The organism is Dakarella massiliensis, from assembly GCF_001182045.1.
Lineage (GTDB): Bacteria > Pseudomonadota > Gammaproteobacteria > Burkholderiales > Burkholderiaceae_F > Mesosutterella > Mesosutterella massiliensis.
The window spans coordinates 452516-477401 of sequence record NZ_CVTY01000005.1; the positions used below are offsets into that span (position 1 = coordinate 452516).

25 protein-coding genes, 3 tRNA genes and 1 other RNA gene are annotated in these 24886 nt (G+C 57.3%); 22 read left to right on the forward strand and 7 right to left on the reverse strand.

All coding sequences use genetic code 11. The features are described 5' to 3' along the window. Nucleotides 1-46: 46 nt before the first annotated feature. On the reverse strand, nucleotides 47-373 hold the full coding sequence (gene trxA, locus BN1936_RS03750) for a thioredoxin (RefSeq protein ID WP_022443656.1): 327 nt from the start codon (nucleotides 371-373) through the stop codon (nucleotides 47-49). Nucleotides 374-591: 218 nt separating this feature from the next. Here trxA and ffs point away from each other — a divergent pair. The 19 genes from ffs to BN1936_RS03840 all read left to right on the forward strand — a co-directional run bounded on the left by ffs (nucleotide 592) and on the right by BN1936_RS03840 (nucleotide 19461). Beyond that, an RNA gene (gene ffs, locus BN1936_RS11255) (signal recognition particle sRNA small type) lies at nucleotides 592-690 on the forward strand. Between the two features lie 275 nt (nucleotides 691-965). Next, on the forward strand, nucleotides 966-2741 hold the full coding sequence (gene dnaX, locus BN1936_RS03755; RefSeq protein ID WP_082164443.1) for a DNA polymerase III subunit gamma/tau: 1776 nt from the start codon (nucleotides 966-968) through the stop codon (nucleotides 2739-2741). 13 nt (nucleotides 2742-2754) lie between these two features. Beyond that, nucleotides 2755-3072 carry a YbaB/EbfC family nucleoid-associated protein gene (locus BN1936_RS03760; RefSeq protein WP_022443652.1) on the forward strand — a complete coding sequence of 106 codons (318 nt, stop codon included), beginning with the start codon at nucleotides 2755-2757 and terminating at the stop codon, nucleotides 3070-3072. Nucleotides 3073-3102: 30 nt separating this feature from the next. Further along, nucleotides 3103-3717 carry a recombination mediator RecR gene (gene recR / locus BN1936_RS03765; RefSeq protein WP_022443651.1) on the forward strand — a complete coding sequence of 205 codons (615 nt, stop codon included), beginning with the start codon at nucleotides 3103-3105 and terminating at the stop codon, nucleotides 3715-3717. A 327-nt stretch (nucleotides 3718-4044) separates the two neighbouring features. Continuing rightward, nucleotides 4045-5082 carry an ABC transporter substrate-binding protein gene (locus BN1936_RS03770; RefSeq protein ID WP_022443650.1) on the forward strand — a complete coding sequence of 346 codons (1038 nt, stop codon included), beginning with the start codon at nucleotides 4045-4047 and terminating at the stop codon, nucleotides 5080-5082. 88 nt (nucleotides 5083-5170) lie between these two features. Beyond that, nucleotides 5171-6001 (forward strand): ABC transporter ATP-binding protein, encoded by an 831-nt coding sequence (locus BN1936_RS03775; protein ID WP_022443649.1) that lies wholly within the window; start codon nucleotides 5171-5173, stop codon nucleotides 5999-6001. Between the two features lie 3 nt (nucleotides 6002-6004). Continuing rightward, nucleotides 6005-6829, forward strand: coding sequence for an ABC transporter permease (locus BN1936_RS03780; protein WP_022443648.1), 825 nt, complete (start codon nucleotides 6005-6007; stop codon nucleotides 6827-6829). 98 nt (nucleotides 6830-6927) lie between these two features. Then, on the forward strand, nucleotides 6928-7536 hold the full coding sequence (gmhA, locus tag BN1936_RS03785; RefSeq protein WP_232422056.1) for a D-sedoheptulose 7-phosphate isomerase: 609 nt from the start codon (nucleotides 6928-6930) through the stop codon (nucleotides 7534-7536). A 285-nt stretch (nucleotides 7537-7821) separates the two neighbouring features. After that, the gene (greA, locus tag BN1936_RS03790; protein WP_022443810.1) at nucleotides 7822-8298 is read left to right on the forward strand and encodes a transcription elongation factor GreA; all 477 of its coding nucleotides are present in this window, start codon (nucleotides 7822-7824) and stop codon (nucleotides 8296-8298) included. 23 nt (nucleotides 8299-8321) lie between these two features. Continuing rightward, a complete protein-coding gene (locus BN1936_RS11175; RefSeq protein WP_022443811.1) occupies nucleotides 8322-8777 on the forward strand; it encodes a YhbY family RNA-binding protein in 456 nt (151 codons plus the stop codon). 24 nt (nucleotides 8778-8801) lie between these two features. Further along, nucleotides 8802-9455 (forward strand): RlmE family RNA methyltransferase, encoded by a 654-nt coding sequence (locus BN1936_RS03800; RefSeq protein ID WP_022443812.1) that lies wholly within the window; start codon nucleotides 8802-8804, stop codon nucleotides 9453-9455. A gap of 164 nt (nucleotides 9456-9619) precedes the next feature. Beyond that, on the forward strand, nucleotides 9620-11638 hold the full coding sequence (ftsH, locus tag BN1936_RS03805) for an ATP-dependent zinc metalloprotease FtsH (protein ID WP_086936868.1): 2019 nt from the start codon (nucleotides 9620-9622) through the stop codon (nucleotides 11636-11638). 59 nt (nucleotides 11639-11697) lie between these two features. After that, nucleotides 11698-12540, forward strand: a complete 843-nt coding sequence (folP, locus tag BN1936_RS03810; protein ID WP_049686649.1) for a dihydropteroate synthase — start codon at nucleotides 11698-11700, stop codon at nucleotides 12538-12540. 8 nt (nucleotides 12541-12548) lie between these two features. Then, a complete protein-coding gene (glmM, locus tag BN1936_RS03815) occupies nucleotides 12549-13883 on the forward strand; it encodes a phosphoglucosamine mutase (protein WP_022443815.1) in 1335 nt (444 codons plus the stop codon). A 28-nt stretch (nucleotides 13884-13911) separates the two neighbouring features. Further along, complete coding sequence (locus BN1936_RS03820) at nucleotides 13912-14622, forward strand: response regulator (RefSeq protein WP_022443816.1); 711 nt, start codon at nucleotides 13912-13914, stop codon at nucleotides 14620-14622. Between the two features lie 25 nt (nucleotides 14623-14647). Continuing rightward, complete coding sequence (gene phoR / locus BN1936_RS03825; protein ID WP_232422060.1) at nucleotides 14648-15994, forward strand: phosphate regulon sensor histidine kinase PhoR; 1347 nt, start codon at nucleotides 14648-14650, stop codon at nucleotides 15992-15994. A gap of 150 nt (nucleotides 15995-16144) precedes the next feature. Next, nucleotides 16145-16777 (forward strand): guanylate kinase, encoded by a 633-nt coding sequence (gene gmk / locus BN1936_RS03830; RefSeq protein ID WP_022443818.1) that lies wholly within the window; start codon nucleotides 16145-16147, stop codon nucleotides 16775-16777. Between the two features lie 38 nt (nucleotides 16778-16815). After that, on the forward strand, nucleotides 16816-17019 hold the full coding sequence (gene rpoZ, locus BN1936_RS03835) for a DNA-directed RNA polymerase subunit omega (RefSeq protein ID WP_022443819.1): 204 nt from the start codon (nucleotides 16816-16818) through the stop codon (nucleotides 17017-17019). Nucleotides 17020-17154: 135 nt separating this feature from the next. After that, nucleotides 17155-19461, forward strand: coding sequence for a RelA/SpoT family protein (locus BN1936_RS03840; RefSeq protein ID WP_053101800.1), 2307 nt, complete (start codon nucleotides 17155-17157; stop codon nucleotides 19459-19461). A gap of 54 nt (nucleotides 19462-19515) precedes the next feature. On the opposite strand, the gene greB is transcribed toward BN1936_RS03840, so the two are convergent. The 6 genes from greB to BN1936_RS03870 form a co-directional block, all read right to left on the reverse strand. After that, nucleotides 19516-20088 carry a transcription elongation factor GreB gene (greB, locus tag BN1936_RS03845; protein WP_022443822.1) on the reverse strand — a complete coding sequence of 191 codons (573 nt, stop codon included), beginning with the start codon at nucleotides 20086-20088 and terminating at the stop codon, nucleotides 19516-19518. Between the two features lie 70 nt (nucleotides 20089-20158). Continuing rightward, a tRNA-His gene (locus tag BN1936_RS03850) sits at nucleotides 20159-20234 on the reverse strand. A 20-nt stretch (nucleotides 20235-20254) separates the two neighbouring features. Then, a tRNA-Arg gene (locus BN1936_RS03855) sits at nucleotides 20255-20331 on the reverse strand. A gap of 26 nt (nucleotides 20332-20357) precedes the next feature. After that, nucleotides 20358-20434: transfer RNA gene (locus BN1936_RS03860), tRNA-Pro, on the reverse strand. A 96-nt stretch (nucleotides 20435-20530) separates the two neighbouring features. Next, nucleotides 20531-20950: a DUF4431 domain-containing protein gene (locus BN1936_RS03865; RefSeq protein WP_022443823.1), complete on the reverse strand. Its 420-nt coding sequence runs from the start codon at nucleotides 20948-20950 to the stop codon at nucleotides 20531-20533. Nucleotides 20951-21129: 179 nt separating this feature from the next. Beyond that, a complete protein-coding gene (locus BN1936_RS03870) occupies nucleotides 21130-22032 on the reverse strand; it encodes a YicC/YloC family endoribonuclease (protein ID WP_022443824.1) in 903 nt (300 codons plus the stop codon). A 162-nt stretch (nucleotides 22033-22194) separates the two neighbouring features. Between BN1936_RS03870 and rph the strand changes: the two genes are divergently transcribed. The 3 genes from rph to hemW are packed head-to-tail and all read left to right on the forward strand — an operon-like array spanning nucleotide 22195 to nucleotide 24750. Next, the gene (rph, locus tag BN1936_RS03875) at nucleotides 22195-22932 is read left to right on the forward strand and encodes a ribonuclease PH (protein ID WP_086936869.1); all 738 of its coding nucleotides are present in this window, start codon (nucleotides 22195-22197) and stop codon (nucleotides 22930-22932) included. 28 nt (nucleotides 22933-22960) lie between these two features. Further along, nucleotides 22961-23557 (forward strand): RdgB/HAM1 family non-canonical purine NTP pyrophosphatase, encoded by a 597-nt coding sequence (gene rdgB / locus BN1936_RS03880; protein WP_049686651.1) that lies wholly within the window; start codon nucleotides 22961-22963, stop codon nucleotides 23555-23557. Between the two features lie 5 nt (nucleotides 23558-23562). Further along, nucleotides 23563-24750: a radical SAM family heme chaperone HemW gene (hemW, locus tag BN1936_RS03885; protein WP_049686652.1), complete on the forward strand. Its 1188-nt coding sequence runs from the start codon at nucleotides 23563-23565 to the stop codon at nucleotides 24748-24750. The last annotated feature ends 136 nt before the right edge of the window (nucleotides 24751-24886 follow it).

Consider the following 24886-nt stretch of genomic DNA (forward strand, 5'->3'; position numbering starts at 1 on the left):
AAAGCAGTTCCGGTTCGCCGCGCTTTCCCTGAAACGAAGTTAGAAGTTAAAGAAGGGACTGGATCCAGTCGGTCAGCTCATTCTTATTCATCGCGCCGACCTGAGTCGCGGCGGGTTTTCCGTCCTTATAGACCACAACGGTTGGGATCGAGCGGATCCCTAGGCCGGCGGCCACGGACGTGGATTCATCACAGTTGTACTTGCAGACCTTCAGCTTGCCGCTGAATTCCTCTGCGGCGGCTTCGATGAGCGGAGAAAGCAGACGGCAGGGACCGCACCAGGGAGCCCAGAAATCAACGAGAACGGGAAGCGTGGAGGAAGCCTGCACGACTTCGGCGTCGAAGTTTTGATCAGTAACGTTGGTAAAAGCCATAGTCGCACCCATAGGAAAATAAACCGAGCGTGCTCAGTTTCCTGGAGGATCTGTGAATTTGGAATGTGCTGCTGGAGGATCGGCCTGGAAACGGCCGATAGTTGGAAATCAAAAATGCTTATTCCGATTTTCTGGCTCATCGTATCACTTTGGAGAAAAAAAAGGAAAGCTCAGAGCCGGTCTGGATTCTCCGGGGAATTCGTGTACAATGCGTCCTCGGCGGGTCCCCTCGCATGAGGAAGCCATGAATCTGGTCAGGTCGGGAACGAAGCAGCCATAGTGGATTTTCTTCAGTGCCGAGGATAAGGCTCGCCACTTTTGTATCTGTACTATCCGTTTCGGGCAGAACATTCGCTTCCGCCGCCGGATATCCGTTTCAGAACTGTTCCCCAGACTGTCTCCCCAAGCGATCGCCCCTGCGGTCAAATTCTGCTAGAGTCAACGATCATTCAGCTAAGGTTCGGCTGAGACGCCGGAAGACTGTCCGGAGATCCGACTGAAAATCCCGGGGCAGAAAAGTCTGCGCTCCCGGCCGCACTCCTGCGAACATCCGGCTGCCGGATCCGCGTCTCTTCCCAATAGGAAATGACTAATGTCCTATCAGGTTCTTGCTCGAAAATGGCGACCACACAACTTTGACAGCGTGGTGGGCCAGGAGCACGTCGTCAAAGCCCTGAGACATGCGCTGCGTGAAAAGAGGATTCATCACGCTTACCTTTTCACCGGAACCCGGGGCGTTGGCAAGACCACGCTCTCCCGCATCCTAGCGAAATGCCTCAACTGCACGGGTCCTGACGGCAAGGGTGATATTACCGATAAGCCCTGCGGCGTCTGTGAAGCATGCCGCGCGATAGATGAGGGGCATTTCGTCGATTACATCGAAATGGACGCGGCGAGCAACCGAGGCGTGGATGAGATGACGGCACTGCTTGAGCAGGCTATGTACCCGCCGACGAACGCCCGCTTCAAGGTTTATATGATCGACGAAGTGCATCAGCTGTCCAGCACGGCCTTCAATGCCATGCTGAAGACGCTGGAAGAGCCGCCCGAGTACGTCAAATTCATTCTTGCGACGACAGATCCGCAGAAGGTGCCGATCACGGTGCTGTCCCGCTGCCTGCAGTTCAATCTCCGCAATATGACACCGCAGGAAGTGGCGGACCATATGGCGCATATCCTGCAGGTGGAGAAGATCGAAGCCGAACCCGCGGCGCTGCGGCTCCTCGCTGCCGGTGCCCGGGGATCCATGCGTGACGGTCTGTCGCTTCTTGACCAGGCGATCGCGTTTTCGGATGGTGCGGTGACGCTTGCCGGCGTTCAGTCAATGCTCGGCGTTGTCGACTCCTCAATCCTCGTGAAACTGCTGGGCTGTCTGCGTGATAACGACGCGGCCGGCATGCTCGCCATCGCGGATGAGATGGCGATGCGCAGCTTCTCCTTCCGTCAGGCGCTCCGCGATATCGCGAGCCTCCTTCACAGGACAGCGATTGCCCAGCGGGTACCGGATAGTATTTCCGGAGACGCTGAGGCGGATTCCATCCGGGAGCTGGCTGCGGCTTTTACGCCAGACGAAGTGCAGCTTTACTATCAGATCGCGATCAACGGACGGAATGACCTTCACCTGGCGCCCGATGAATACGCGGGTTTCACGATGACACTCCTCCGGATGCTCGCCTTCAAGCCGGCCGGAAGCCCGGTGGCGGCCCGTATTGCGAAGCTGCCTCATGGAGGGAAACCGCTTGAACCCCCGCCAGCGGCTCCGGCTCCCAGAGCGGAACCCGCGGCAGCTGCGGTGCCCGCCAGGACTGAGAGTCCGTCTCCGGTACCCAAACCCAAGCCCAAGCCTAAGACGCCGCCCGCGCCGCCGGCCCCGGAAGAAAAGTCCTCACCCGAACAAGAGGAGGATCTTCCGCCCTGGGTGCAGCTTGAGCCAGCCGAGGAATCTATCCCCCCTGAAGAGCGTTCCGCCGATTCAGAGGAGCTCGACTGGCAGAGTCTGATCCGCAGCGCGGAACTTTCAGGGCTGGAGTGGCAGTCTGCCTCCCGGTCCGAATGGGTTGAATTGAAGAGCACCGGAGTGGTGCTGAAGAACAGTTCGTCCACGCTGACGTCCGATAACGTGAGAAAGAGCCTTGAACGGGCGCTTTCGAAGCGTCTTGGCCATCCCTTCTCAGTAACCTTCCAGACCGGTGAGGTGAAAGGGGATACCGTCTGGGCTCAGGTGAACCGGGAGGAAGCTGCCGCGAGGCAGAAACTGATTCAGGATTTCCGCAGCTCCGGTGTTGTGAGCAATATCATTAACCAGTTTGAGGGCGAGGTGCGCGAGGATTCCGTGGACTGGAATACGAAACCGAAGCCCCTGCACTAAGTAAGAGGAAAACATGAGAGGAAACATTAATTCGCTGATGGCCCAGGCCGCCAAGATGCAGCAGAACCTTCAGCATCTTCAGTCTGAACTCGCCAACGTCGAAGTGACGGGAGAAGCGGGCAGCGGCGCGGTGAAGGTCACGATGACCTGCAAGTACGTCTGCAAGCAGATTCAGATTGATCCGTCGCTTTACGACGAAGACCGCGACATGATCGAGGATCTCGTGACGGCCGCTGTGAACGCCGCGCTGAAGGAAGTCGAGCGTACGACCCAGGAACGCATGAAGGTCGCCACGGCCGGCATGCCGCTTCCTCCCGGGATGCGCTTCTGATGATCCCGCCCCGGAATCCGGAGATCGGCTATGGCTCTTAGTCCCAAGCTGAGAAGACTCGCGGAGGCGCTCGCAGAACTGCCGGGCATCGGCCCGCTTTCGGCTCAGCGGATCGCGTTTCATCTCCTTTCGGATGACGAGCACGCGGAAGCGCACCGTCTGGCGAAGGAGCTTGAGGATGCCGCGGCATCCGTCAGGCACTGCGCCCGATGCAATACGCTCTGCGAGTCCGAGATCTGCGACACCTGTTCCGACGAGACCCGCGAGAAAGACAAGCTCTGCATCGTGGAAACGCCGGCGGATCAGCTCGTGATCGAGGGGTCGCACTCGTACCGGGGACTCTACTATGTACTCGGCGGACGGCTTTCCCCGGTGGAGAATCGGGGCCCTGAGCAGCTGGGCTTCAGCCGTCTGATCGAGAGAATCAAGGAGCCGGAGGTAAAGGAAGTGATTCTGGCGACTTCCTTCACAGCCGAAGGCGACGCCACAGCCCACTACATTGCGCTTGCGGTGTCCCGCCATCGCCCGGATATCCGGCTGACAAGACTTGCCCGGGGCATCCCGACCGGGATTGAGCTCGAGTACACCGATGTGGCAACCGTGGCTCACGCAATCCTGGGACGGCGTGACGCGGAATCGCGATAAAAGAGCGATTTTCTTGCTTTTTTCCCTATTCGGGAATAATGTAATTCTTACGACTTTTATTCAGAGGCACCTTAAGTGCATTTCACGGCTGACAATCCGAACGCCTGCCAGGGACTTTCCAAGAAAGCCCCCGTTCGTGCTGCCCGTGAATTCCTTCTTGCCCTAGGCGGACTACTGCTACCCGTTATCCGCCATGGGAGGATTGTTTAGGGCTGAATAGAGCCGTTTTTTAAACATATTTGTCGCCATAGGCGGATACACGGATTCATCTGAGTCTGTTGTGTATCCGCTTTTTTTATTGCCTGAATCGTTTGGAGAGTACCGAAAATGACTATCACCCGTCGTGCATTCATCACCGCTGCTGCCGGCATGGCTGCGGCTTCCGCCTTCCCGTTCAGCGAGGCCTTTGCTGCCGCTCCTGAGAAGAAGAACATCAAGATTGCGGTCGGCGGTCAGCAGCTTGTGTACTACCTTCCCCTCACAATTGCGGACCGTCTCGGTTACTTCCGCGATGAGGGACTGAATGTCAGCGTGATCGATTTCCAGGGCGGCTCCAAGTCGCTTCAGGCGGTTGTGGGCGGATCGGCTGACATCTGCTCCGGCGCGTTCGAGCACACAGTCATCATGCAGACCCGCGGTCAGCGCATGCAGGCCTTCGTGCTTCAGGGCCGGGCGCCTCAATGCGTTTTCGCGGCGAATCTCCACACGATGAAGAATTTCCGAAGCGCGAAGGAACTGAAGGGAAAGCGTATCGGCGTGACGGCGCCCGGATCCTCCTCCCAGATCATGGCGAACTACTGTCTGAAGGCCGCCGGCATCAAGCCGAACGAGGTGTCAATCATTGGCATCGGCTCTTCCTCCGGCGCCATTGCCGCGATCCGTTCGGGTCAGGTCGATGCCTTCGTGCAGCTGGATCCGGTGATTTCGATGCTGATGGAAAAGAAGGAAATCGCGATTATTGCTGATACCCGCAAGGTGGCGGAGAGCGACCGGCTTTACGGCGGGCCTATGGTGGCAGGCTGCCTCTACGCTCCGGAATCCTTTATCCGCAAGAATCCGAACACGATCCAGGCAATCACGAACGCCATGGTGCGCGCCGATAAGTGGATCGCCAAGGCGACGCCGGAACAGGTCGTGAAGGTCGTGCCTTCCAGATACTTCATGGGGGATAAAAAGCTCTATATCCAGTCGTTCCTCAGCAACCGTCCGGCGCTTTCCCGCGACGGGCTGATCCCCGCGAAGGCTCCTGAAGTCGCGAAGCACGCCCTGAGCACGGTGAATCCTCAGATTGAGCGCGCGAGGCTTGATCTTGAGGCGACCTATACGAACCGTTTCGCGGCGGAAGCGAATAAGCGCTATCGCTGAGCCCCGCAGGAGGATTCCGGGCTGACCCCCTCGGCAGCCCCGGAATCCTTCCCCCTGAATTCACGCACAGAAACCCAGGCTATAAGAAATGAATACACCTGAAACCAATACGCCCGCGATCGAAATCTCGGATCTCGCCTGCACCTTTATTTCCGGCGACGGAAAGAAGGAGTCGCATTACACCGCGGTCCGGGACGTCAATCTCTCCATCCGAGCCGGTGAATTTGTGAGCATCGTGGGTCCCACGGGATGCGGAAAATCCACGATTCTCAATATGACTGCGGGGCTCCTGAAGCCGTCTCACGGCACGATCCGCATTTTCGGCGAGCCGCTTTCCGGGCTGAACCGACGGGCCGGGTATATGTTCCAGGCGGAGAACCTGATGCCGTGGCGAAGCGCGCTCGGGAACGTGATCGCCGGACTTGAATTCAAAGGCGTGAAGAAGAGCGAGGCAATTGAGAAGGGCCGTCACTGGCTGCGCCGTGTGGGGCTCGCCGGATTTGAGGACAGCTATCCGCATCATCTTTCAGGCGGCATGAGAAAGCGTGTCTCGATGGCACAGACACTCATCATGGATCCCGACATCATTCTGATGGATGAAAGCTTTTCCTCGCTGGATATCCAGACGCGGCAGCTGATGGAAAACCTGCTGCTTGATCTCTGGTCAGGTGAAAAGAAAGCAGTGCTCTTTATCACGCACGATCTTGATGAAGCTATCTCCATGAGTGACCGGGTGATCGTGATGTCAGCCGGTCCCGCTTCACACCCAATCGGCGAATTCCTGATTGACCTGCCCCGTCCCCGGGATGTCACGGAGGTGAGGGGGGACCCGAGATTTGTCTCGCTCCACCGGTCGATCTGGAACGTGCTTCGCGAGGAAGTGTTGAAGGGCTACGAAAATCAGATGCAGAGGAAGTAAGTCATGTTTAAAAGCAAATGGATCCTTCACTTCTGGCAGGCGGTGCTTCTCGCCGTCATTTTCGTTGCCTGGTGGGCACTCACGAAACCTGGGCTCATTCCCCCCTTCATTTTTGAGAATGACACCCAGGCGGCCTTCTTCTTCGGTGAGCCGGTGGAAATTTTCCACCGTATCTGGGACTGGTTCTTTGTGAACCATGAAATTTATGAGCACCTTGCCGTGACGCTCTGGGAAACGGTGCTCGCGTTTGCGATCGGCACGGTGTCCGGTCTGATTGTGGGGCTCTGGCTCGGTCTCAGTCCGCGAGCCGCGGCGATCGCTGACCCGTTTATCAAGGGACTCAACTCCTGCCCGCGCGTGATTCTTGCCCCGATCTTTGCTGTGTGGTTCGGTCTTGGGCCGGCCTCCAAAGTGGCGCTCGGTGTCACGATTGTGTTCTTCATCGTGTTCTTCAACGTTTTCCAGGGTATCCGTGAAGTCAATCCGAATGTCCTGAATTCCGTTCGGATGCTGGGGGCGAACCGCCGTCAGCTCCTCACCGCAGTGTACCTGCCCTCCGCCATGAGCTGGGTGTTCTCGTCGCTTCACTCTTCGGTTGGCATGGCGTTCGTCGGCGCGGTGATTGGTGAATACCTTGGATCCGCGAAGGGGGTTGGCTACCTGATTCTCCAGGCAGAAGGCGTTTTCGATATCAACACGGTGATGGCCGGCATTCTGGTGCTGACGCTTTTCGCAGTGATTCTGGACTGGTTTGTGAGCCTTGCGGAAGCGCGGCTCATGCGCTGGCAGCCGAAGACCGCGAGTGTCAGGACAGAGCAGGGTATCTGATAAAGGCTCTTCTGCAGCCGCTTCTCTCAGGGCCCCTCCCGGTGTTGCCGGGCGGGGCCCCGCTATAATTGGGCGAACTGTATAGGAAGGAGTTTTAGATGCCGATGAATGCGCTTGACGTGATTCGTTTTGACCTTCAGGAAGCAGCAGAAGGTCTTAACCGGCTGATCGGGTCTCCGGAAGTCCTGGAAAACATCAGCCGTGCGGCTGATCTGATCGTGGAAGCCCAGAGGGCGGGCGGCAAGGTGCTCAGCTGCGGAAACGGCGGCAGCCTCTGCGATGCCATGCATTTTGCTGAAGAAATGACGGGACGGTTCAGAAACGATCGTCAGCCGTATGCGGCAATCGCGATTTCGGATCCTTCTCACATGGCCTGTGTCGGAAACGATTATGGGTATGAGGCGGTCTTCTCCCGCTATGTGGAAGGCGTGGCTAAGAAGGGAGACGTGCTTCTTGCGATCAGCACGAGCGGCACGAGCCGGAATATCCTGGCGGCGGTCCGCGCGGCGAAGGCTCAGGGCGTGAAAGTGATCGGCCTCACGGGGCGTCATGACTCTCCGCTTGAGGAACTGGCGGACGTCGCGGTTGTGACCCCTGCCGGGCGCTATGCGGATCGGGTTCAGGAGCTTCACATCAAAGTGATTCACATTCTGATTGAGCTCACTGAGCGGCAGCTCAATCCGGAAAATTATCCGGACCCGGAGTAACGCCGGACTCTCTTGTAAAAAAGCTTGTAAGCTTTTGCAATTGCAGTTCAAACCGTGCAGAATTACTAATACACATACTCTCTCCGGGAGAGGCTTCAGCCGTTGCGGCTCGAATCATCCCGGAAGGCCAGCAGAAAAAAGGCGGAGCGGCACAGCCGGCCCCGCACTCCTGGTCTGAATGCGCCGGGCACAGTTCCGGCGCTTAACTTTTCACTTAACCGCTATTTCTCTGCAGGATGGAAATCCTGCGGAGGGGCGGCTTTTTATGTTTTCAGGATTGATATCATGGACCGTATCCCTATTACCGCCGCCGGCGCCCAGAAGCTGAAGCAGGAACTGGATCATCTGCGCAAGGTTGACCGCCCGGAAGTGGTGGCGGCTATTGAGGAAGCCCGTTCCAAGGGAGACCTTTCAGAGAATGCCGAGTACGATGCTGCTCGCGAGAAGCAGAGCTTCATCGAAGGCCGTATCGCCGTGCTCGAAAGCCGCATTCCCGCGCTTCAGGTGATCGACCCGAAGACGCTGAACGCCGGTTCCAAGATTGTTTTCGGCGCCACTGTGACGCTCGCTGACGAGGACTCCGACAAGGAGGTCACCTATCAGATCGTGGGCGTTGACGAAGCCGATATCGAACACAACAAGGTTTCCGTTTCCAGCCCGATCGCGCGTGCGCTGATCGGCAAATCCGAAGGGGACGAAGTGACCGTGCACGCCCCGAAGGGCGATCTCACCTACGAGGTCGTCGCGGTGGAATACATCTAAGCCACGGCTGAATTTAGGAAAATATGACTGAACTGAAAATTGACCGTCAGCAGCTGCTCAAGCTGCGCTCTGAGAGCCATGCGCTGAATCCGATGGTTCTGCTGGGGCAGAACGGCCTGACGGACGCGGTGCTGAAGGAAATCGGCAAAGCGCTCGATTCCCATGGCCTCGTGAAGATCCGTATCCCGGGCGATGACCGCGAAGAGCGGGAAGCCGATATTGAACGGATCCTGAACGAAATGGGGGCAGCCCGCATCCAGACGATCGGCAAGACCGTCACGATCTGGCGCCCGATGCCTGAGAAAGAAAACTCCCGCGCGGTGTCCTCCAAGGATTCGGAGGAAGACCGTCCGAGAAGCCGCGGCGGCAAGATTCTCCGTACCGACAAGAAGCGGATCGCGAAGCGCAAGACGCCGATCCGCCGCGCTCATCCGAAGCGCAAGCGTACGGTGAAGAAGGCCCAGGGCGCTGCTTCCTGACCGCGGAATGCTTGAGAAGGTGAAATGCCTGTATCAACGAAGAAACTGAGATCCAACCGGGCCTGGCTTGAGAGACATCTCTCTGACCGCTGGGTGAAGCTCTCCCAGAAGGAAGGGTATCGGGCGAGATCGGCCTATAAGCTCATTCAGATCAATGAGAAGGAGCATATCTTCCACCCCGGCATGTCCGTGGTCGATCTTGGATCGGCTCCGGGCAGCTGGTCTCAGGTGGCGAGGAAGCTTCTTTCGAGGAAAGACGGTACGCTCGATGGGCGGATCGTTGCCATGGATATTCTGCCGATGGACCCTGTTGAAGGGGTCGATTTCCTGCAGGGTGACTTCCGCGAACAGTCCGTCTGCGATCAGCTGGCGGAGATCGTGGGCGATGACCGGGTGGATCTGGTCATGTCTGATATGGCACCGAACCTCTCCGGCATTGCGGCAAGCGATGCCTCGCGCTCCATGCTGCTCTGCGAGCTGGCGCTGGAATTCGCGCTCGATCATCTGAAGCCGAGGGGCGTCTTCATCGCGAAGGCGTTCCAGGGCAGCGGCTACTCGCAGTTTGTCGAAACCGTCAAGCGCTCGTTCGTAAAGGTCCAGGCCCTGAAGCCTGAGGCGAGCCGCGACACCTCTCCCGAACAGTACATCGTTGCGCGGGATCTTAAAAAGAGCCGTTGATTCATAAAGAGGAATAAGCATCCCATGCATATTCCTCACGCCGTCTCTTTTTTCCATTAGTCTTATAAACTATGTTTATCCGGCACAAAACCGAAAGCGGAACCGCCGTTTTCGTGCCTGCGATACAGTTTCTCTAGCATTGGAGCTCAGCATTGGACAATAAGATGCTTGGACGCGTGGCCATATGGGTACTGGTGGCTGTCGTCCTCTTTACGGTCTTTAAGCAGTTCGACAACCGCACCGATGTTGCCGTTGATACCACCAGCTACACCCAGTTTATGGATGATGCCAAGGCTGGCAAGATCAAGCGTGTCGATATTCAGGGCCGGAAGATTTTCGTGAAGCCGAATTCCGGCTCCGAGTACCAGATTACGTCGCCGGGTGACCTCTGGATGGTGGATGACCTGCGGAAGGATGGCGTTGCCGTGTACGGCAAGGCTGAGGAAGAACCTTCTGTCTGGACGACCATCTTCGTCTCCTGGTTCCCGATGCTCCTCTTGATTGGCGTGTGGATTTTCTTCATGCGCCAGATGCAGGGCGGCGGCAAGGGCGGCGCTTTCTCCTTTGGAAAGAGCAAGGCCCGTATGCTGGACGGTGTGAGCAATCCGGTCCGCTTCTCTGATGTCGCTGGCTGCGATGAGGCGAAGCAGGAAGTGCAGGAAGTGGTGGATTTCCTCCGCGATCCTTCCAAGTATCAGAGGCTTGGCGGTCATATTCCGCGCGGCATTCTGCTGGTGGGTTCTCCTGGTACCGGTAAGACGCTGCTCGCGAAGGCCATTGCCGGTGAGGCCGGTGTTCCGTTCTTCACGATTTCCGGTTCTGACTTCGTTGAAATGTTTGTCGGCGTGGGCGCGGCCCGTGTCCGCGACATGTTCGAAACCGCTAAGAAGAATGCCCCTTGCATCATCTTTATTGACGAAATCGACGCGGTCGGCCGTCAGCGCGGCGCCGGTCTAGGCGGCGGAAATGACGAGCGTGAACAGACCCTGAACCAGATGCTCGTTGAGATGGACGGCTTTGATACCGGTACGAACGTCATCGTTATCGCCGCGACGAACCGTCCTGACGTGCTTGACCCGGCTCTGCTCCGTCCGGGCCGCTTCGACCGTCAGGTTGTGGTGCCGCTGCCCGATATCCGCGGCCGTGAACAGATTCTTCGTGTCCATATGCGCAAGGTGCCGATTGGACAGGATGTCCGTGAGGACCTGATTGCCCGCGGTACGCCTGGATTCTCCGGTGCTGATCTGGCTAACCTCGTGAATGAGGCCGCTCTTTACGCGGCACGCCGCAACGCGCGCCTCGTCGAGATGATCGACTTTGAGAACGCGAAGGACAAGATCATGATGGGTGCCGAGCGCCGCGGCATGGTGATGACCGAGGAAGAGCGCAAAAACACCGCTTACCACGAGTCCGGCCACGCTGTTGTTGCCCGCATGCTTCCGGGAACCGATCCGGTGCATAAGGTCACGATCATTCCGCGCGGCCGCGCGCTGGGTCTCACGATGCAGCTGCCGACCGAGGATCGCTACTCTTACGACGACAAGTACATCCTGAATCAGATCGCCATCCTGTTCGGCGGCCGAATCGCTGAAGAAGTCTTTATGCATCACGCGACGACCGGTGCCTCGAATGACTTCGAACGCGCCACGAGCCTCGCCCGCGACATGGTGACCCGGTATGGCATGAGCGAGAACCTCGGACCGATGGTCTACGCCGAGAAGGAAGGCGAAGTCTTCCTTGGCAAGAGCGTCACGAAGAGCCAGCAGATTTCTGAGGCCACGATGCAGAAGGTTGATCAGGAAATCCGTCGGATCATTGATCAGCAGTACGCTCTCGCCCAGAAGATCATCACGGATAACCGTGACAAGATGGAAGCGATGGCTCATGCCCTGCTTGAGTGGGAAACGATCGACAGCGACCAGATTGATGACATCATGGCCGGCCGTCCTCCCCGTCCCCCGCATCAGGTGATTACCGGCGATCAGCCGCAGGTGGATCCGGAGCGCGCCCGTCAGAATGAGGTGAAGGAAGCGAAGGATGAGCCGCAGCAGAACGCGGTTTCTGAAACGCAGGTCTCTCAGCCTCCTGCCCCGGCTCCTGAAGCCAAAGCTCCTGAGGCTGCTCAGCCCGCTCAGCCTTCCGAAAGGAAGGACCCGGCTGACAGTCCGGACAATCAGAAATAATTGAATTTCAATCCGGCGTCTGGTAAAACAGGCGCCGGTTCTTTTTTGGGGAAAGCTCAATGACTCAAGCACAGTACTGGCCGTGCAGAACGCGGCGCTTCGATCTCTGCAAGCCTCTCATCATGGGGATTCTGAATGTGACACCGGATTCGTTTTCGGACGGCGGTCAGCATAATGAACCGAAGCAGGCCATTGCCTGGGCTCTGAGGATGGCGCAGGACGGAGCGGATATTATCGATGTGGGCGGTGAGTCGACCCGCCCCGGAGCGGCCGCTGTGTCTGAAGAGGAAGAGCAGCGCCGGGTGATCCCTGTCGTTCAGGCGCTTGCGTCCCGCGGTCTCGCGGTATCCGTGGATACGAGCCGCGCCCGTGTGATGCGGGAAGCGGTTGCCGCAGGAGCCGAGATCCTGAATGACGTCCGGGCATTCACGCTTCCGGGAGCTGTTGAGGCTGCCGTTGAAACGGGTGCCGGACTTATTGTGATGCACGGGTGGGACGCTGCGAAGGAAGATGCGGACCGTGGCGAAGCGGACGAAGTGACGGCTGTCATCCGCTATCTGCGGGAACGCCAGAATGTGCTGGTGGATGCCGGAGCTCAATCAGATAAAATCTGCTGGGATCCGGGGTTTGGTTTCGGAAAGACCGTGGAACAGAATTTCGAGCTGGTGGCGGAAACGCGCCGGTTTGTTGAGGCGGGACAGCCATTCCTGATGGCGCTCTCCCGGAAGAGGGCGATTGGCGCCGCGTCGGGCGAAGCTGATGCGGCCCGGCGTGTCTCAGGATCGGTAGCCGGAGCGCTGCTCGCAGTTGAACGCGGCGCGCAGCTTGTCCGGGTGCATGATGTGCCGGAGACGTTTCAGGCGCTTTCGGTGCTGAAAGCCGTCCTCGCTCAGACTCATTAAGAGGTTTTATGTCTCGTAAATACTTTGGTACGGATGGCGTGCGCGGTACGGTAGGCACCTTCCCGATTGTTCCTGATTTTGTTGTGCGCCTCGGCTATGCGGCCGGCAAGGTGCTTGCGAAGCACTCCTCGGATGAGCACCCCACGGTGCTGATCGGAAAGGACACCCGGATTTCGGGTTACATGCTGGAAGCCTGTCTGCAGGCCGGCTTTTCGAGCGCTGGCGTTGATATCGTGCTCTGCGGCCCGATTCCCACGCCGGCTGTTGCCTATCTCACTCAGGCCCTGCGTCTGACCGCGGGTGTCGTGATCAGCGCATCGCATAACCCCTACAGTGATAACGGCATTAAGTTTTTCTCAAACGAAGGCATGAAGCTGCCGGACGACATTGAGTCTGAAATCGAGCAGGAGCTTGAAAGCGGAGTCGCGAAGTGTGTCGACAGCAGCCGTCTCGGCAAAGCGGTGCGTCTTGATGACGCGGCTGGCCGCTATATCGAGTTCTGCAAGTCGACGATTTCCGGTAAGGTCGACTTCAAGGGGATGAAGATTTATATCGATACCGCGAACGGCGCTGCCTACAAGGTGGCTCCTGCGGTGTTCCACGAACTCGGTGCCGAGGTTACGTGTGAATTCAATCATCCGGATGGTCTCAACATTAACCAGGGCTGCGGCGCAACGCACACGGAGACACTCTCTGAGCGTGTGGCAAAGGCGGGCTGCGATGTCGGTCTCGCCTTGGACGGTGACGCGGACCGTCTGATCATGGCGGATGCAGAAGGCCGTGTTTATAACGGTGATGAGCTGCTTTACATCATCGTCTGTGACCGACTGAGAAAGCATCCGGTGGCCGGTGTCGCCGGGACGCTGATGACGAATTACGGCCTTGAGAAACGTCTCGGTGAAATGCAGATCCCCTTCGATCGCACGAAGGTGGGTGACCGCTATGTGCTGGAGCGGCTGCTTGAAAAAGGCTGGCTCTACGGCGGCGAGAGTTCCGGGCACATCCTCTGCCTCGACCGTCAGACGACCGGTGACGGTATCGTGAGCGCGACGCAGGTGCTTTCTGCGATGCGCAGAACCGGGAGTTCGCTCTCTGAGCTGACGCAGGATCTTCACATGCTGCCTCAGGTCCTCGTGAACTGCCGTCTTGCCCCGGGCTTTGACTGGACTCGTCAGAAACCTCTGATCGAAGCGCGGGAAGAAGTGGAAAAGATTCTAGAAGGCCGCGGCCGGGTTCTGATCCGTCCGTCGGGCACTGAACCTCTTCTCCGCATCATGGTGGAGTCAGAAGACCGCGAGGAAGCCCAGACGCTTGCCGAGCGGATTGCTTCGACCATCAAATAACCAATACTGAAGGAGCTGGACGACCGAAATGAATACAGTGCTCATCGTTGAGGATGAACGTGCCATTCTTGAACTTGTCGCTTTCGCCAGTGAGTCAAGCGGTTTTCACGCGCTGAAGGCCGGAAGCGTCGCAGAGGCAAAGGAAAAGCTTTCGGTCGAAAAGCCGGACATTATTGTGCTCGACTGGATGCTGCCTGACTGCTCGGGACTAGAGTGGCTGGTGCAGCTCCGGGCCTCGGAGGACTATGCCGAAATTCCGGTGGTTCTCCTGACAGCCCGCGGAACGGAAGAGGACCGGGTGAGCGGTCTTGAAGCGGGGGCGGATGACTATGTCGTAAAGCCCTTTTCGCCCCGGGAACTCGTGGCGCGGCTTCGTGCCGTGCTTCGCCGCCGGACCGGAAGCGTCGGGTCTGACACGAAGGAGAGTGTGCTGCAGTGCGGCCCTCTCACCATGGATGAACTGAAGTTCGAAGCGACGGTAAGCGGGCAGCCTGTGAAGCTGGGAGTGATTGAGTTCAAGCTCCTGCAGCAGATGGCAAAGACTCCTGGCCGGGTCTACAGCCGCGAGCAGCTTCTCAGCCGCGTATGGGATGACGACGCGGCAACCATTGACGAGCGTACCGTAGATGTGCATATTCTCAGACTAAGGAAACAGCTTTCCGCGACTGACGCGAAAGACATGGTTGAAACGGTCAGAGGTCTGGGTTATCGGGTGGTTGATCCGAAAAAGAGCCTCTGATCCGAGGAGATTCGATTTGGCTGAGATGAAGCGCTCCAGGCTGGCAGTGCCGCTGGTCTTTGTGCTCGTCATTATTGCTGTCGTAGCCATAGTGACAGGCTTTACGTTTGGCCCGGTAGAGGCGCTCTGTGTAGCGCTTGCCGGTGTGATCTGGCTGTTTATTCAGAATCTGTTCTTTCTGTTTCGTCTGATCGGCTGGCTTGAAAACCCGGTCGCGGATGAAATACCTTCAGCCGGGCGTGAGACCCCGTGGCGAATCGTTTTTGAGATGCTGCGGGATGAACGTCATCAGTTTGAAAAGAACGCGAAGCATCTGCAGACGCGTGAGACCCGCTACCGCAAGACGCTGTCGTCACTCCCTGACGGCATCACTCTGGTGAATAGTGACTGGCGGATCGACTGGTGCAACGAATCAGCTGAGGAGCAACTGGGGCTTGACTCCATGAAGGACCGCGGTCAGCCGGTCTACAAGGTCTACGACTCCAAGGATTTCATTGATTACCTCACGGTTGGCAACTTTGATAAGCCGCTCGTGATCCATAACAGCGATAACTCTCAGACGATTGAGCTCCATGTCGTGGTGCTGGGCCGCAAGAACGCCGTGATTGTGACTCACGACGTCACGGACCGCGAGAAGCTCGACTCGATCCGGCGTGACTTTGTGGCGAACGTGAGTCACGAGCTGAGAACGCCGCTCACGGTGATCAACGGTTTTATTGATCTTGCCATCAGCTCCAAGGATCCGGGGCCGGTCAGGATTGGGCGCGAGCATCTGGCGCTGATGAAGGAACAGGCTGACCGGATGAGCCGCCTCGTGAATGATCTTCTCACGCTCTCGAAACTTGAGGAAAGCAACCCTGACCGCGCGCCTGAAACCGTGAATGTTCCGGTGCTGGTCCGTGAGACCGCGAAGGAGGGCCGGGCGATTTCGGGCGGCCGCCACGAGATCACGGAGACCGCGGAGCCTTTCTGCCTGAAGGGGTATAAGGATGAAATCCTGAGTGCCATCGGGAATCTCGTAGCGAACGCTGTCCGCTATACGCCGCCCGGAGGCCATATCAGTATCACCTGGAAGCGATCTCCCGAGTGGCTGGAGCTTGCGGTGAAGGATGACGGTATCGGAATCGCACCGGAATTTTTACCGAGACTCACCGAACGCTTCTACCGCGTGGATCAGAGCCGGTCGAGAGACTCGGGCGGCACCGGACTCGGACTCGCCATTGTGAAGCATGTCCTGATCCGGTATGGCGGTCACCTGAAGATCGAGTCGGAGCCTGGCAAGGGGTCGACGTTTACGATGCAGTTCCCGCCGGAACTGGAAATGCCGATGCCTGAAGTCATTCAGGACAGTGAATCCGGAATTGCGTCATAAGTCATAAAGATGAAGACGGGCAGTTGGAAAAACTGCCCGTTTTATTTTGTTAGAATCTTGAAAATTTTTTTCTCGCGGCTCGCGCTTCTCTCCATAGCTTGATCAAGTTATTTCCAGACAGCGGTTTCGCCCATTGACAGGATTAAACCGATGGATAATTCGAACGCGAAAGGACTTCTTTTCCTCGTTTCCGCGCCTTCCGGCGCAGGAAAATCCTCTCTTGTGCATGATCTGATCACGAAGGATCCGAACGTGCATCTTTCAATTTCCTATACGACCCGTGAGGTCCGTCCCGGCGAACAGGATGGTGTGGACTATCACTTCATCTCGCAGGAGGATTTTGAGGAGAGAAAGAAGAACCATGAGTTCCTCGAATGGGCTTTCGTCCATGGAAATTACTACGGCACCAGCCGTCTCTGGATTGAGCAGGAACTCGCCGCCGGCTACGACGTCATGCTGGAAATTGACTGGCAGGGCGCGTTCCAGGTGAAAAAGATTTTTCCGGATGTGATTTCCACCTTTATCCTGCCGCCTTCGATCGAAGCACTGAAACAGCGTCTCGTCGGCCGCGGCACGGATGCACCGGAAGTCATCGCGCGTCGTCTGAAGGGGGCCGGGGCGGAGATCGTCCATGCCCCGCAATTCGACTACGTTATAATTAACAATGATTTCAATCAGGCTTCCTGCGAGCTTCAGTCCATCATCCGCGCCGCGCGTCTGCGCTATGAGTGCCAGGCGAGGCGTGAGCAGGCTTTGTTTGCATCTTTGGGTGTTCCCGCCTGATCGTTGAAAGTTCAAAATTTCTGAAAGAGAAAATATAAATGGCTCGTGTTACTGTTGAAGACTGCCTGAAGAAGATTCCGAATCGCTTCGAGCTCGTGCTGTGCGCCGCTTACCGCGCCCGTCAGATCTCCCAGGGCTATGCCCCGAAGGTCGACGCGAAGGATAAGCCGACGGTGGTCGCCCTGCGCGAAATCGCTGAAGGCAAGACCGGAAAAGAGATGCTGGAGAAAGTTCCCCGCTAAGACGCCTCTCAATCCGTTTACGGGTCCTGTTCCAAGAAAGGGACAGGACCTTTTTAATTTCTAACCCGCCGAACCGGAAGCGAGGAACATCCTATGCCTGCAATCAATGCGGACTCGCAAGTGGTCATACCCCACATGGAAAGTCTGACGGACGATAACTCGTCAGATGATCTGCCACTCTACATGCAGCCGGCTGACGTCAAGATCGTTTCTGCAAACGAGCTGCTGACCCGGTGCAGGCTTTATCTGTCGGAAAGCGACTGCCAGACCATTCTCAAGGCCTATCGGTACGCTGACGAACATCATCTGGGACAGTTCCGCAAATCGGGTGAGCCTTACATCACGCATCCTCTCGCGGTGGCTTCGATTCTCGCGAGCTGGCATATGGACTGCGTGACCATTCAGGCAGGACTCATGCACGACGTGCTGGAAGACACCGGCGTGTCGAAGATTGAGATGGCGGAACGCTTCGGCATCGAAGTGGCAAACGTCGTCGACGGCGTCTCCAAACTCGATAAGCTCAAATTCAAGAGCACTCAGGTTGCCGCGGCAGAATCCTTCAGAAAGCTGCTGCTCGCCATGGCGAAGGATGTCCGCGTCATCCTCGTGAAGCTTGCTGACCGTGTGCATAACATGCGCACTCTCGGCATCATGCGCTATGAAAAGCGCTGCCGCATTTCCCGCGAGACGCTCGATATTTATGTGCCGATTGCTCACCGTCTCGGCATGAATCACGTATTCCGCGAACTGCAGGAACTCGCCTTTCTCAACATGCATCCGATCCGCTATCGGGTGCTGCATGACGCTGTTGTGAGAACGCGTGAAAAGAGAAAGGACATTCTCGAGCGGATTCTGCATGAAACCCGCCGCATGCTCCCGAAGGCCGGTATCAAGGCCCGCGTGATCGGGCGCGACAAGACGATGTACGGCATCTATAACACGATGCGTGATAAGCACATCCGATTCCGTGAGGCGCTGGACGTATACGGTTTCCGGGTGATCGTGCGGACGCCTGAGGAGTGCTACCTCACGCTGGGTGCCCTGCACGCCCTTTATAAGCCGGTGCCGAAACGTTTCAAGGACTTCATCGCAGTGCCAAAGACAAACGGGTATCAGAGTCTTCATACGACTGTGATCGGTCCGAACGGCACGCCGATCGAGTATCAGATCCGGACTGAGGAAATGAACCGGATCGCGGAGTACGGCATTCTCACGCACTGGCTCTTCAATGATGACGGTGCGAGTGCTACCGAAATTCAGCAGAGAACGACCGCTTGGCTGCAGTCGCTGCTTGAAATCCAGCAGCACAGCGCGGATTCTTCTGAGTTTATTGAAAACATCAAGATTGATCTCTTCCCGGATCGCATCTACGTCTTCACCCCGAAGTCAAAGATTATTTCTCTTCCGAAACGTTCCACCCCGATTGACTTCGCGTACCAGATTCATACTGACGTCGGCAATCACGCGCTTTCCTGCCGTGTGAATGGTGAGCCCTGCTCTCTCACCCAGGAACTGAATAACGGCGACATGGTTGAAATCCGTACATCGCCTGACGCGACGCCGAATCCTGAATGGGTGCGGTATGTCGGCAGCGGCAAAGCCCGTGCTGAAATCCGTCAGTTCCTCCGCACGATGAAGTTTGATGATTCGGTGAAGCTGGGTCACAAGCTCCTTAAGCGCGCGGGTGAGGAAGTGAATCTCGATATCGACAGCGTGCCGGAAGCCGTCTGGAAGGCTGTTCTGAAGGATTCCGGTGTCGACTCAAAGGAATCGTTCTTCGCGGATCTGGGACTTGGAAAGTATCTCGCGGGCGCCATTGTGAACCGCTTTACCGCGCTCACGGCTCCGATCACGGGGATGGCCGGCCGGACCGAAAACCCCATGATGAAGGCGGTGAAGGTAACGGGGAACGAAGGCGTCGCAGTCAGTCTCGCAACCTGCTGCCATCCGATTCCAGGGGACGATATCTGGGGCTTCATGCGCCCAGGCAAGGGACTCTCCATTCACTGTACTTCCTGCGAGCATACGGTGAAGGGGCGTTCCGCCGACCCGGGCCGCTGGATGGCGGCTGAGTGGCTCCCGCAGCCGCTCTCTGCCCGTTACCCCGTTCCGATCGAGGTCACTGCGGATGAGGATCAGGAGAAAGCTGTGATTGCGGCGAGCGTTGCGGCTATCGCTGAAGAGCAGTCGGCGATTGTCGGCTTCTCCGTGGATTCGGAAAACAGCAGCACAACCCGTCTCCACATGGTGGTTCAGGTGCGTGATAAGACCCACCTCTCCCATGTGCTGCGTCATCTCGCGAGAATTCCGGGGGTCCAGCAGGTATGGCGCCGGACTACAGAACAGGATGATGTGCCGAAAGCCTCTCCTGATGAACCCCGGATGAAGAAGCTGAATTCCGAGGATCTTTACGCGGAGAGCCGGACCGGCAGCGGAGCCTGATCTCTCACGCAGGAATCAACAAAGGAGCGGAAATTTCTTTCCGCTCCTTTGTTTTTAATCCTCTTTCGGCGTTTCGTGAGGAATCGGCGGTTCGCCGGTATAGCGGACCTCAAGGATCTCGAGCGTCTGCACGCCTTTCGGTGTCGGAAGCTTCACTTCATCGCCCTCGTGAGCCTTGATGAGGACACGGGCAACCGGGCTGATCCAGGAAACATCGCCATGCTCCGGATCCATCTCGTCGATGCCGACGATGCGGACTGTGTGCTCTTCGCCGAGGTTATTGGCATAGGTTACGGTTGCGCCGAAGAAAATCTGATCCGTGTCTCGTCCCCGGACATCCACTACCTGGGCGGACTCAATCCGCTTATTGAGGAAGCGGATCCGGCGGTCGATAGCCCTCAGACGCTGTTTGCCGTACTGGTAGTCGCCGTTCTCGGACCGGTCACCGTTCGACGCCGCCCAGGAGACGATACTCACGACTTTCGGACGTTCTGTCCTCACGAGATTTTCCCGTTCGTCGAGCATTCTCCGATAGCATTCCGGCGTCATGTAGTTCGGGGCGTTGGCTGGCAGTCCTGGCAGCTTTACGCCTTCTTCGTCGTCATCTTCATCCTGAGCCGTATTCATGCCTTGCTCCTTTTCTGGGAGAGATATGAAAAAAGTCCGTGAAGGCATCAACCTTCACGGACTCTGAATCTGGGGTGGGGGGTCGGACTCGAACCGACGACAACCGGAATCACAATCCGGGACTCTACCAACTGAGCTACACCCACCATTACAACTGATTTACTACTGGTCCACCCGGCAGGATTCGAACCAGCGACCCTCTGCTTAGAAGGCAGATGCTCTATCCAACTGAGCTACGGGCGGATCGATTCTGCTTTGCAGACTCTGTCTGGTCGGGGTGAAGAGATTCGAACTCCCGACATCCTGCTCCCAAAGCAGGCGCGCTACCAGACTGCGCCACACCCCGAGAGAAGTCAATTATACATAAGGAAAGCTAAAAAGCAAAATTTAAATTTCAGAAGCCCGGAAGCGACTGGAGAACGGTGAAATTTCCGCGTGTCTCTTATCGGAAGGTATCCTTCGGCGACGTCTTTTTCATGGAGCCCACATTGCACAGGACCTGCGTCAGATGGTGACCGGTTTCTGCGACGAACATGGAGCAGGTGAGGCGGGCCCGGTGTCCCTGATTGCTTTTATAAAACTTCCACTGGCTGTCATTGCCCATGACGAGCTGCATGATGAGAACGCCGTTGACCGGACCTTCCTCATCCTGTCTGTCGGCCGGGATCGTGTTGATGGGGTGATCCAGGATAATGGCGGGGAATTCGACCACCTCTTCTTTCCCCATGTTGCAGCAGTCGACACCCTGACGGCTGCCGAGCGTACCCGTGACAGAAACCGGGGTGCCGTAGCGGTACGTGGCGGCTGAGGCGGAAAGCGTGAAAGTGAGACCGAGAAGGCCTGCTAGAAGCCAGCGGTACATATAAAGACTCCTGAAGAAAATTGAGAGAATTATAAACTCAAACTTTGTAGAGTAATAACGTTGATAACGATTAACGTTTGCAGGGAAACCCTGACCGAAAATGATGTGAAATAAAAAAAGCCCCGCGGAGACGGGGCTTTTATAAGAGTTGAGAGCGGTGTATGCCACCCTTTCTTCTGTTACTCCAGATTCTGGATCTGCTCGCGCATCTTTTCGATATTGAGTTTCAGATCGAGAGAGGCATTTGTCATCTCGATTGCCACTGCCTTGGAGCCCAGCGTATTCGCTTCGCGGTTCAGTTCCTGCATGAGGAAGTCGAGGCGGCGGCCGACAGGGCCGCCAGCGGTCAGCACGCGGCGGACTTCATTGACGTGGGTGATGAGCCGGTTGATTTCCTCAGCCACATCCATGCGGAGTGCGTAAAGCGTGAGTTCTGCGCGGATCCGCTCGTTCACGTCTTCAGGGGTCAGTGAAGACTTATCGGAAAGCGCCTGGGTGAGGGCCTCAGAGAGCCGTTCCTCGAGCTTCGACTTCATGGCGGCGAGGATGTCAGGGAGCCGGGACGCGATATCGCGGGCGATTCCCTCGATGTTGTCGCAGTAACCGAGAAGCACCTTGGCAAGGGCGGCACCTTCGCGTTCGCGGGAGGCGAGGAAGGCATCCAGCGCGCGGTTCAGCGCATCGAGAACATCTTTTGATACCTGCTCCGCGTCGACGGTGTCAGACGTAAGAACGCCGGGATAAGAGAGAATTTCGCTCACAGAGAGCGCGCGGGCTTCCGGGAAAGCCTTGAGCGCTTCCCCCTGCAGGGACGCGAGCGTCGTGAGAGCAGACGGGCTCAGGCGGGACGTGGCACCGAGCGTCTCAGACTTAAGGGAGAGCCGGCACTCCATCTTGCCGCGCTTCACGCGGGAACCGATCGTTTCACGGATGGCTGATTCCAGAGAGTGGAGATCATCAGGAATTCTGAGCGTGAGATCGAGAAAACGGGAATTGACGGAGCGCAGTTCGACAGTGAGCTGGCCGGAGGCGATCGCAGACTGGATCGTCGCGTAACCTGTCATGCTGAAAACGGATGCCATAAGATATATCCTTGTCCGAGTTTGCTGAATGCCTCTGCCTGCGATGCAAAAGTCCAGGCGGAAGGCGCATGCAGATTGTAACGGTTTTGGGATCATCAACAGGGAAGCGCGGGCTCATGTCAGCCTCGCGGCTCTGTTTCATCAGATACGCGCAGCGATGGGCTGCAGGGAGAAAGCGAAGTGGAACGTACAAACGGCCGGAAAGCAGATGAAAAACGGAGCGTAAAAATTACGCGCCACTTCACGAAGTACGCCGAGGGCTCTGTCCTGATTGAAGACGGCGAAACGCAGGTCCTCTGCACGGCCTCTGTGATCACGGGGGTTCCCTCCTGGCTTAAAGGCCGGGGGGAAGGCTGGGTGACTGCGGAATACGGACTGCTGCCTCGCGCGACCGGTACACGGACGGACCGTGAAGCCGCGAAGGGAAAACAGACCGGCCGTACTCAGGAGATTCAGCGCCTGATCGGCCGCAGTCTCCGCGCGGTGATCGACCGCAAGGCGCTTGGCGAAAATACGATCAAGATCGACTGTGATGTGCTGCAGGCTGACGGCGGTTCCCGCTGCGCCTCGATCACGGGTGCCTATGTGGCGCTCGCAGACGCGGTTAACTGGATGATTTCCAAGGGACTCATTGAAAAGAGCCCGCTCAAGGACTCGGTGTCCGCGATTTCTGTCGGCATGAGCGAAGGTCAGCCGGTGCTCGACCTCGACTACGTGGAAGATTCTTCGAGCGATACCGATATGAATGTCGTCATGACGGGAAGCGGCGCTTTTGTGGAAATCCAGGGCACGGCTGAAGGCGATCCCTTCACGCGCGACGACCTGAACCGCCTGCTTGACCTTGCGGAAAAAGGCAATAAGGAACTCGCCGCGGCGCAGAACGAAGCGCTCAAGGCCTGAAAGACTGAAACCATTTGGAGATCGACGGATGAAGCGTCTGGTTCTGGCCTCGGATAATCCGGGGAAAATTCGTGAATTCAATAAGCTCTTCGCCCCTCTCGGGATTGAAGTGGTGGCTCAGGGATCGCTCGGCGTCATACCGGCTGAGGAGCCTTTTGAGACATTCCTTGAAAACTGCCTCGCAAAAGCCCGCAATGCTTCCCGTCAGACGGGACTCCCGGCAATCGCCGATGATTCCGGAATCTGCGTGGACGCTCTGGGAGGAGCTCCCGGAGTTCATTCCGCCCGCTTTGCCGGTCTCCCGAAAAGCGATGCCCGCAATAACGAGCTTCTCATCAGCCGGCTTCAGGGGGAAGCAAACCGCAAGGCTCACTATGTCTGTGTGCTGATCGGCGTTAAGTCAGCGGATGATCCCGATCCGCTGGTCGCGACCGGCTACTGGCATGGTGAAATTGTGGATACGCCCCGGGGCGAGAATGGGTTTGGCTATGACCCGTACTTTTTCCTTCCGCAGGAAGGGAAGACCGCGGCTGAGCTTTCCGAGGAAGAAAAGAACAGCGTGAGCCATCGCGGCCAGGCAGTTCAGGGCCTTCTCTCGCTTCTCAGGAACCACTGGGGGTGGTAAGCCGCATGAAGACGCTTCCGGGCACAGGCGGAGTGCCGGTTCCGGAGAGCAGTCGTATACCGCTCTCCCTCTATATTCATTGGCCCTGGTGCGTCCGTAAGTGTCCTTACTGTGACTTCAATTCCCGCCCGGTGATGGGAGCTCTGCCGACAGATACCTATGTGTCGCTGCTGCTTCGCGACCTGGAGTCTCAGATCGCGTATCTCAAGCCTGGCAGACGTATCGAGACAATTTATATCGGCGGCGGCACTCCCTCCCTCATGGCAGGGAAGGAGATCGGAACGCTGCTGCAGGGTGTCAGGAATCTGATTGAGGTATCCCCCGAGTGTGAGATCTCGATGGAGGCGAATCCCGGGACGGTCGAATCCGATTCCCTGATCCGCTACCGAGAGGCCGGGGTTAACCGACTGTCGCTGGGAGTTCAGAGTTTCAATGACCGGGAACTCCGGATTCTCGGCCGCATTCATTCCGCTGACGACGCTCGAGCGGCCATCCGTCAGGCCGCGGCAGCCTTTGATAACTTCAATATCGACATTATGTTCGGCCTTCCGGGGGAGACCCTGGAGTCGCTTGCCGATGAGCTGCGGGAAGCGGTCGGATCAGGAAGCACGCATCTCTCTTTCTATCAGCTCACGATCGAAGAGGGCACGGCCTTCGCCCGGCGGGTGCCGGAAGGAATTCCGGATCCGGACACGCTGGCTGAAATGGGGGATCTGGTGCTGAGCGAACTCGCCCGCGCGGGGTTCAGGCGTTACGAAGTGTCGGGATACGCACAGGAAGGGCGCCGCTGTCGCCATAACCTGAACTATTGGGGATACGGCGACTACCTGGCGATCGGGGCCGGCGCTCACGGAAAGATCAGCGATGAGCGGGGTGTCTTCCGCTACGCTCAGGCGGGGGATCCGAGACGCTATATGGAAAACGTCCGAACGCTGGAAACGCCGTTCCAGGAATCCCGCTGGGTGGGACGGGATGAGCTGCCGTTTGAATTCATGCTGGACGGACTGAGGCTCACGGATGGGGTCACAGTCCGATCGTTTGAAGAAAGGACTGGGCTCGGATACAGCGTTATTGAGCCCGCGGTAAACGAGGCGGTGGGGGAGGGGCTTCTCACCGCGGAAGACGGCTGTCTTGTGCCAACCGCCAGAGGACTCGACTTTCTTTCCGATCTTCAGGAACTCTTCCTGCCCTGATCCGGTGCCTGGTAAAGTGTTGCGGATTGAAAAAATCTCATTTTTGGGGAGCGAATGCACTATCATGGTGCATGATTCTGCCTCATTTTGATCCGCTCAGACGGTGAAATTCTGACCGTCTGTCGGAGAAGGGCTA

What these genes read in the sequence shown, in the direction of transcription:
- greB (WP_022443822.1), bottom strand. Translation starts at nt 20,088, where the DNA reads ATGAATACGGCTCAGGATGAAGATGACGACGAAGAAGGCGTAAAGCTG.
- hemW (WP_049686652.1), top strand. Translation starts at nt 23,563, where the DNA reads ATGAAGACGCTTCCGGGCACAGGCGGAGTGCCGGTTCCGGAGAGCAGT.
- gmhA (WP_232422056.1), top strand. Translation starts at nt 6,928, where the DNA reads ATGCCGATGAATGCGCTTGACGTGATTCGTTTTGACCTTCAGGAAGCA.
- BN1936_RS03800 (WP_022443812.1), top strand. Translation starts at nt 8,802, where the DNA reads ATGCCTGTATCAACGAAGAAACTGAGATCCAACCGGGCCTGGCTTGAG.
- BN1936_RS03775 (WP_022443649.1), top strand. Translation starts at nt 5,171, where the DNA reads ATGAATACACCTGAAACCAATACGCCCGCGATCGAAATCTCGGATCTC.
- BN1936_RS03760 (WP_022443652.1), top strand. Translation starts at nt 2,755, where the DNA reads ATGAGAGGAAACATTAATTCGCTGATGGCCCAGGCCGCCAAGATGCAG.
- folP (WP_049686649.1), top strand. Translation starts at nt 11,698, where the DNA reads ATGACTCAAGCACAGTACTGGCCGTGCAGAACGCGGCGCTTCGATCTC.
- BN1936_RS03840 (WP_053101800.1), top strand. Translation starts at nt 17,155, where the DNA reads ATGGAAAGTCTGACGGACGATAACTCGTCAGATGATCTGCCACTCTAC.
- phoR (WP_232422060.1), top strand. Translation starts at nt 14,648, where the DNA reads ATGAAGCGCTCCAGGCTGGCAGTGCCGCTGGTCTTTGTGCTCGTCATT.
- BN1936_RS03820 (WP_022443816.1), top strand. Translation starts at nt 13,912, where the DNA reads ATGAATACAGTGCTCATCGTTGAGGATGAACGTGCCATTCTTGAACTT.
- BN1936_RS03870 (WP_022443824.1), bottom strand. Translation starts at nt 22,032, where the DNA reads ATGGCATCCGTTTTCAGCATGACAGGTTACGCGACGATCCAGTCTGCG.
- BN1936_RS11175 (WP_022443811.1), top strand. Translation starts at nt 8,322, where the DNA reads ATGACTGAACTGAAAATTGACCGTCAGCAGCTGCTCAAGCTGCGCTCT.
- BN1936_RS03780 (WP_022443648.1), top strand. Translation starts at nt 6,005, where the DNA reads ATGTTTAAAAGCAAATGGATCCTTCACTTCTGGCAGGCGGTGCTTCTC.
- BN1936_RS03865 (WP_022443823.1), bottom strand. Translation starts at nt 20,950, where the DNA reads ATGTACCGCTGGCTTCTAGCAGGCCTTCTCGGTCTCACTTTCACGCTT.
- gmk (WP_022443818.1), top strand. Translation starts at nt 16,145, where the DNA reads ATGGATAATTCGAACGCGAAAGGACTTCTTTTCCTCGTTTCCGCGCCT.
- dnaX (WP_082164443.1), top strand. Translation starts at nt 966, where the DNA reads ATGTCCTATCAGGTTCTTGCTCGAAAATGGCGACCACACAACTTTGAC.
- rpoZ (WP_022443819.1), top strand. Translation starts at nt 16,816, where the DNA reads ATGGCTCGTGTTACTGTTGAAGACTGCCTGAAGAAGATTCCGAATCGC.
- trxA (WP_022443656.1), bottom strand. Translation starts at nt 373, where the DNA reads ATGGCTTTTACCAACGTTACTGATCAAAACTTCGACGCCGAAGTCGTG.
- recR (WP_022443651.1), top strand. Translation starts at nt 3,103, where the DNA reads ATGGCTCTTAGTCCCAAGCTGAGAAGACTCGCGGAGGCGCTCGCAGAA.
- greA (WP_022443810.1), top strand. Translation starts at nt 7,822, where the DNA reads ATGGACCGTATCCCTATTACCGCCGCCGGCGCCCAGAAGCTGAAGCAG.
- rdgB (WP_049686651.1), top strand. Translation starts at nt 22,961, where the DNA reads ATGAAGCGTCTGGTTCTGGCCTCGGATAATCCGGGGAAAATTCGTGAA.
- glmM (WP_022443815.1), top strand. Translation starts at nt 12,549, where the DNA reads ATGTCTCGTAAATACTTTGGTACGGATGGCGTGCGCGGTACGGTAGGC.
- BN1936_RS03770 (WP_022443650.1), top strand. Translation starts at nt 4,045, where the DNA reads ATGACTATCACCCGTCGTGCATTCATCACCGCTGCTGCCGGCATGGCT.
- ftsH (WP_086936868.1), top strand. Translation starts at nt 9,620, where the DNA reads ATGCTTGGACGCGTGGCCATATGGGTACTGGTGGCTGTCGTCCTCTTT.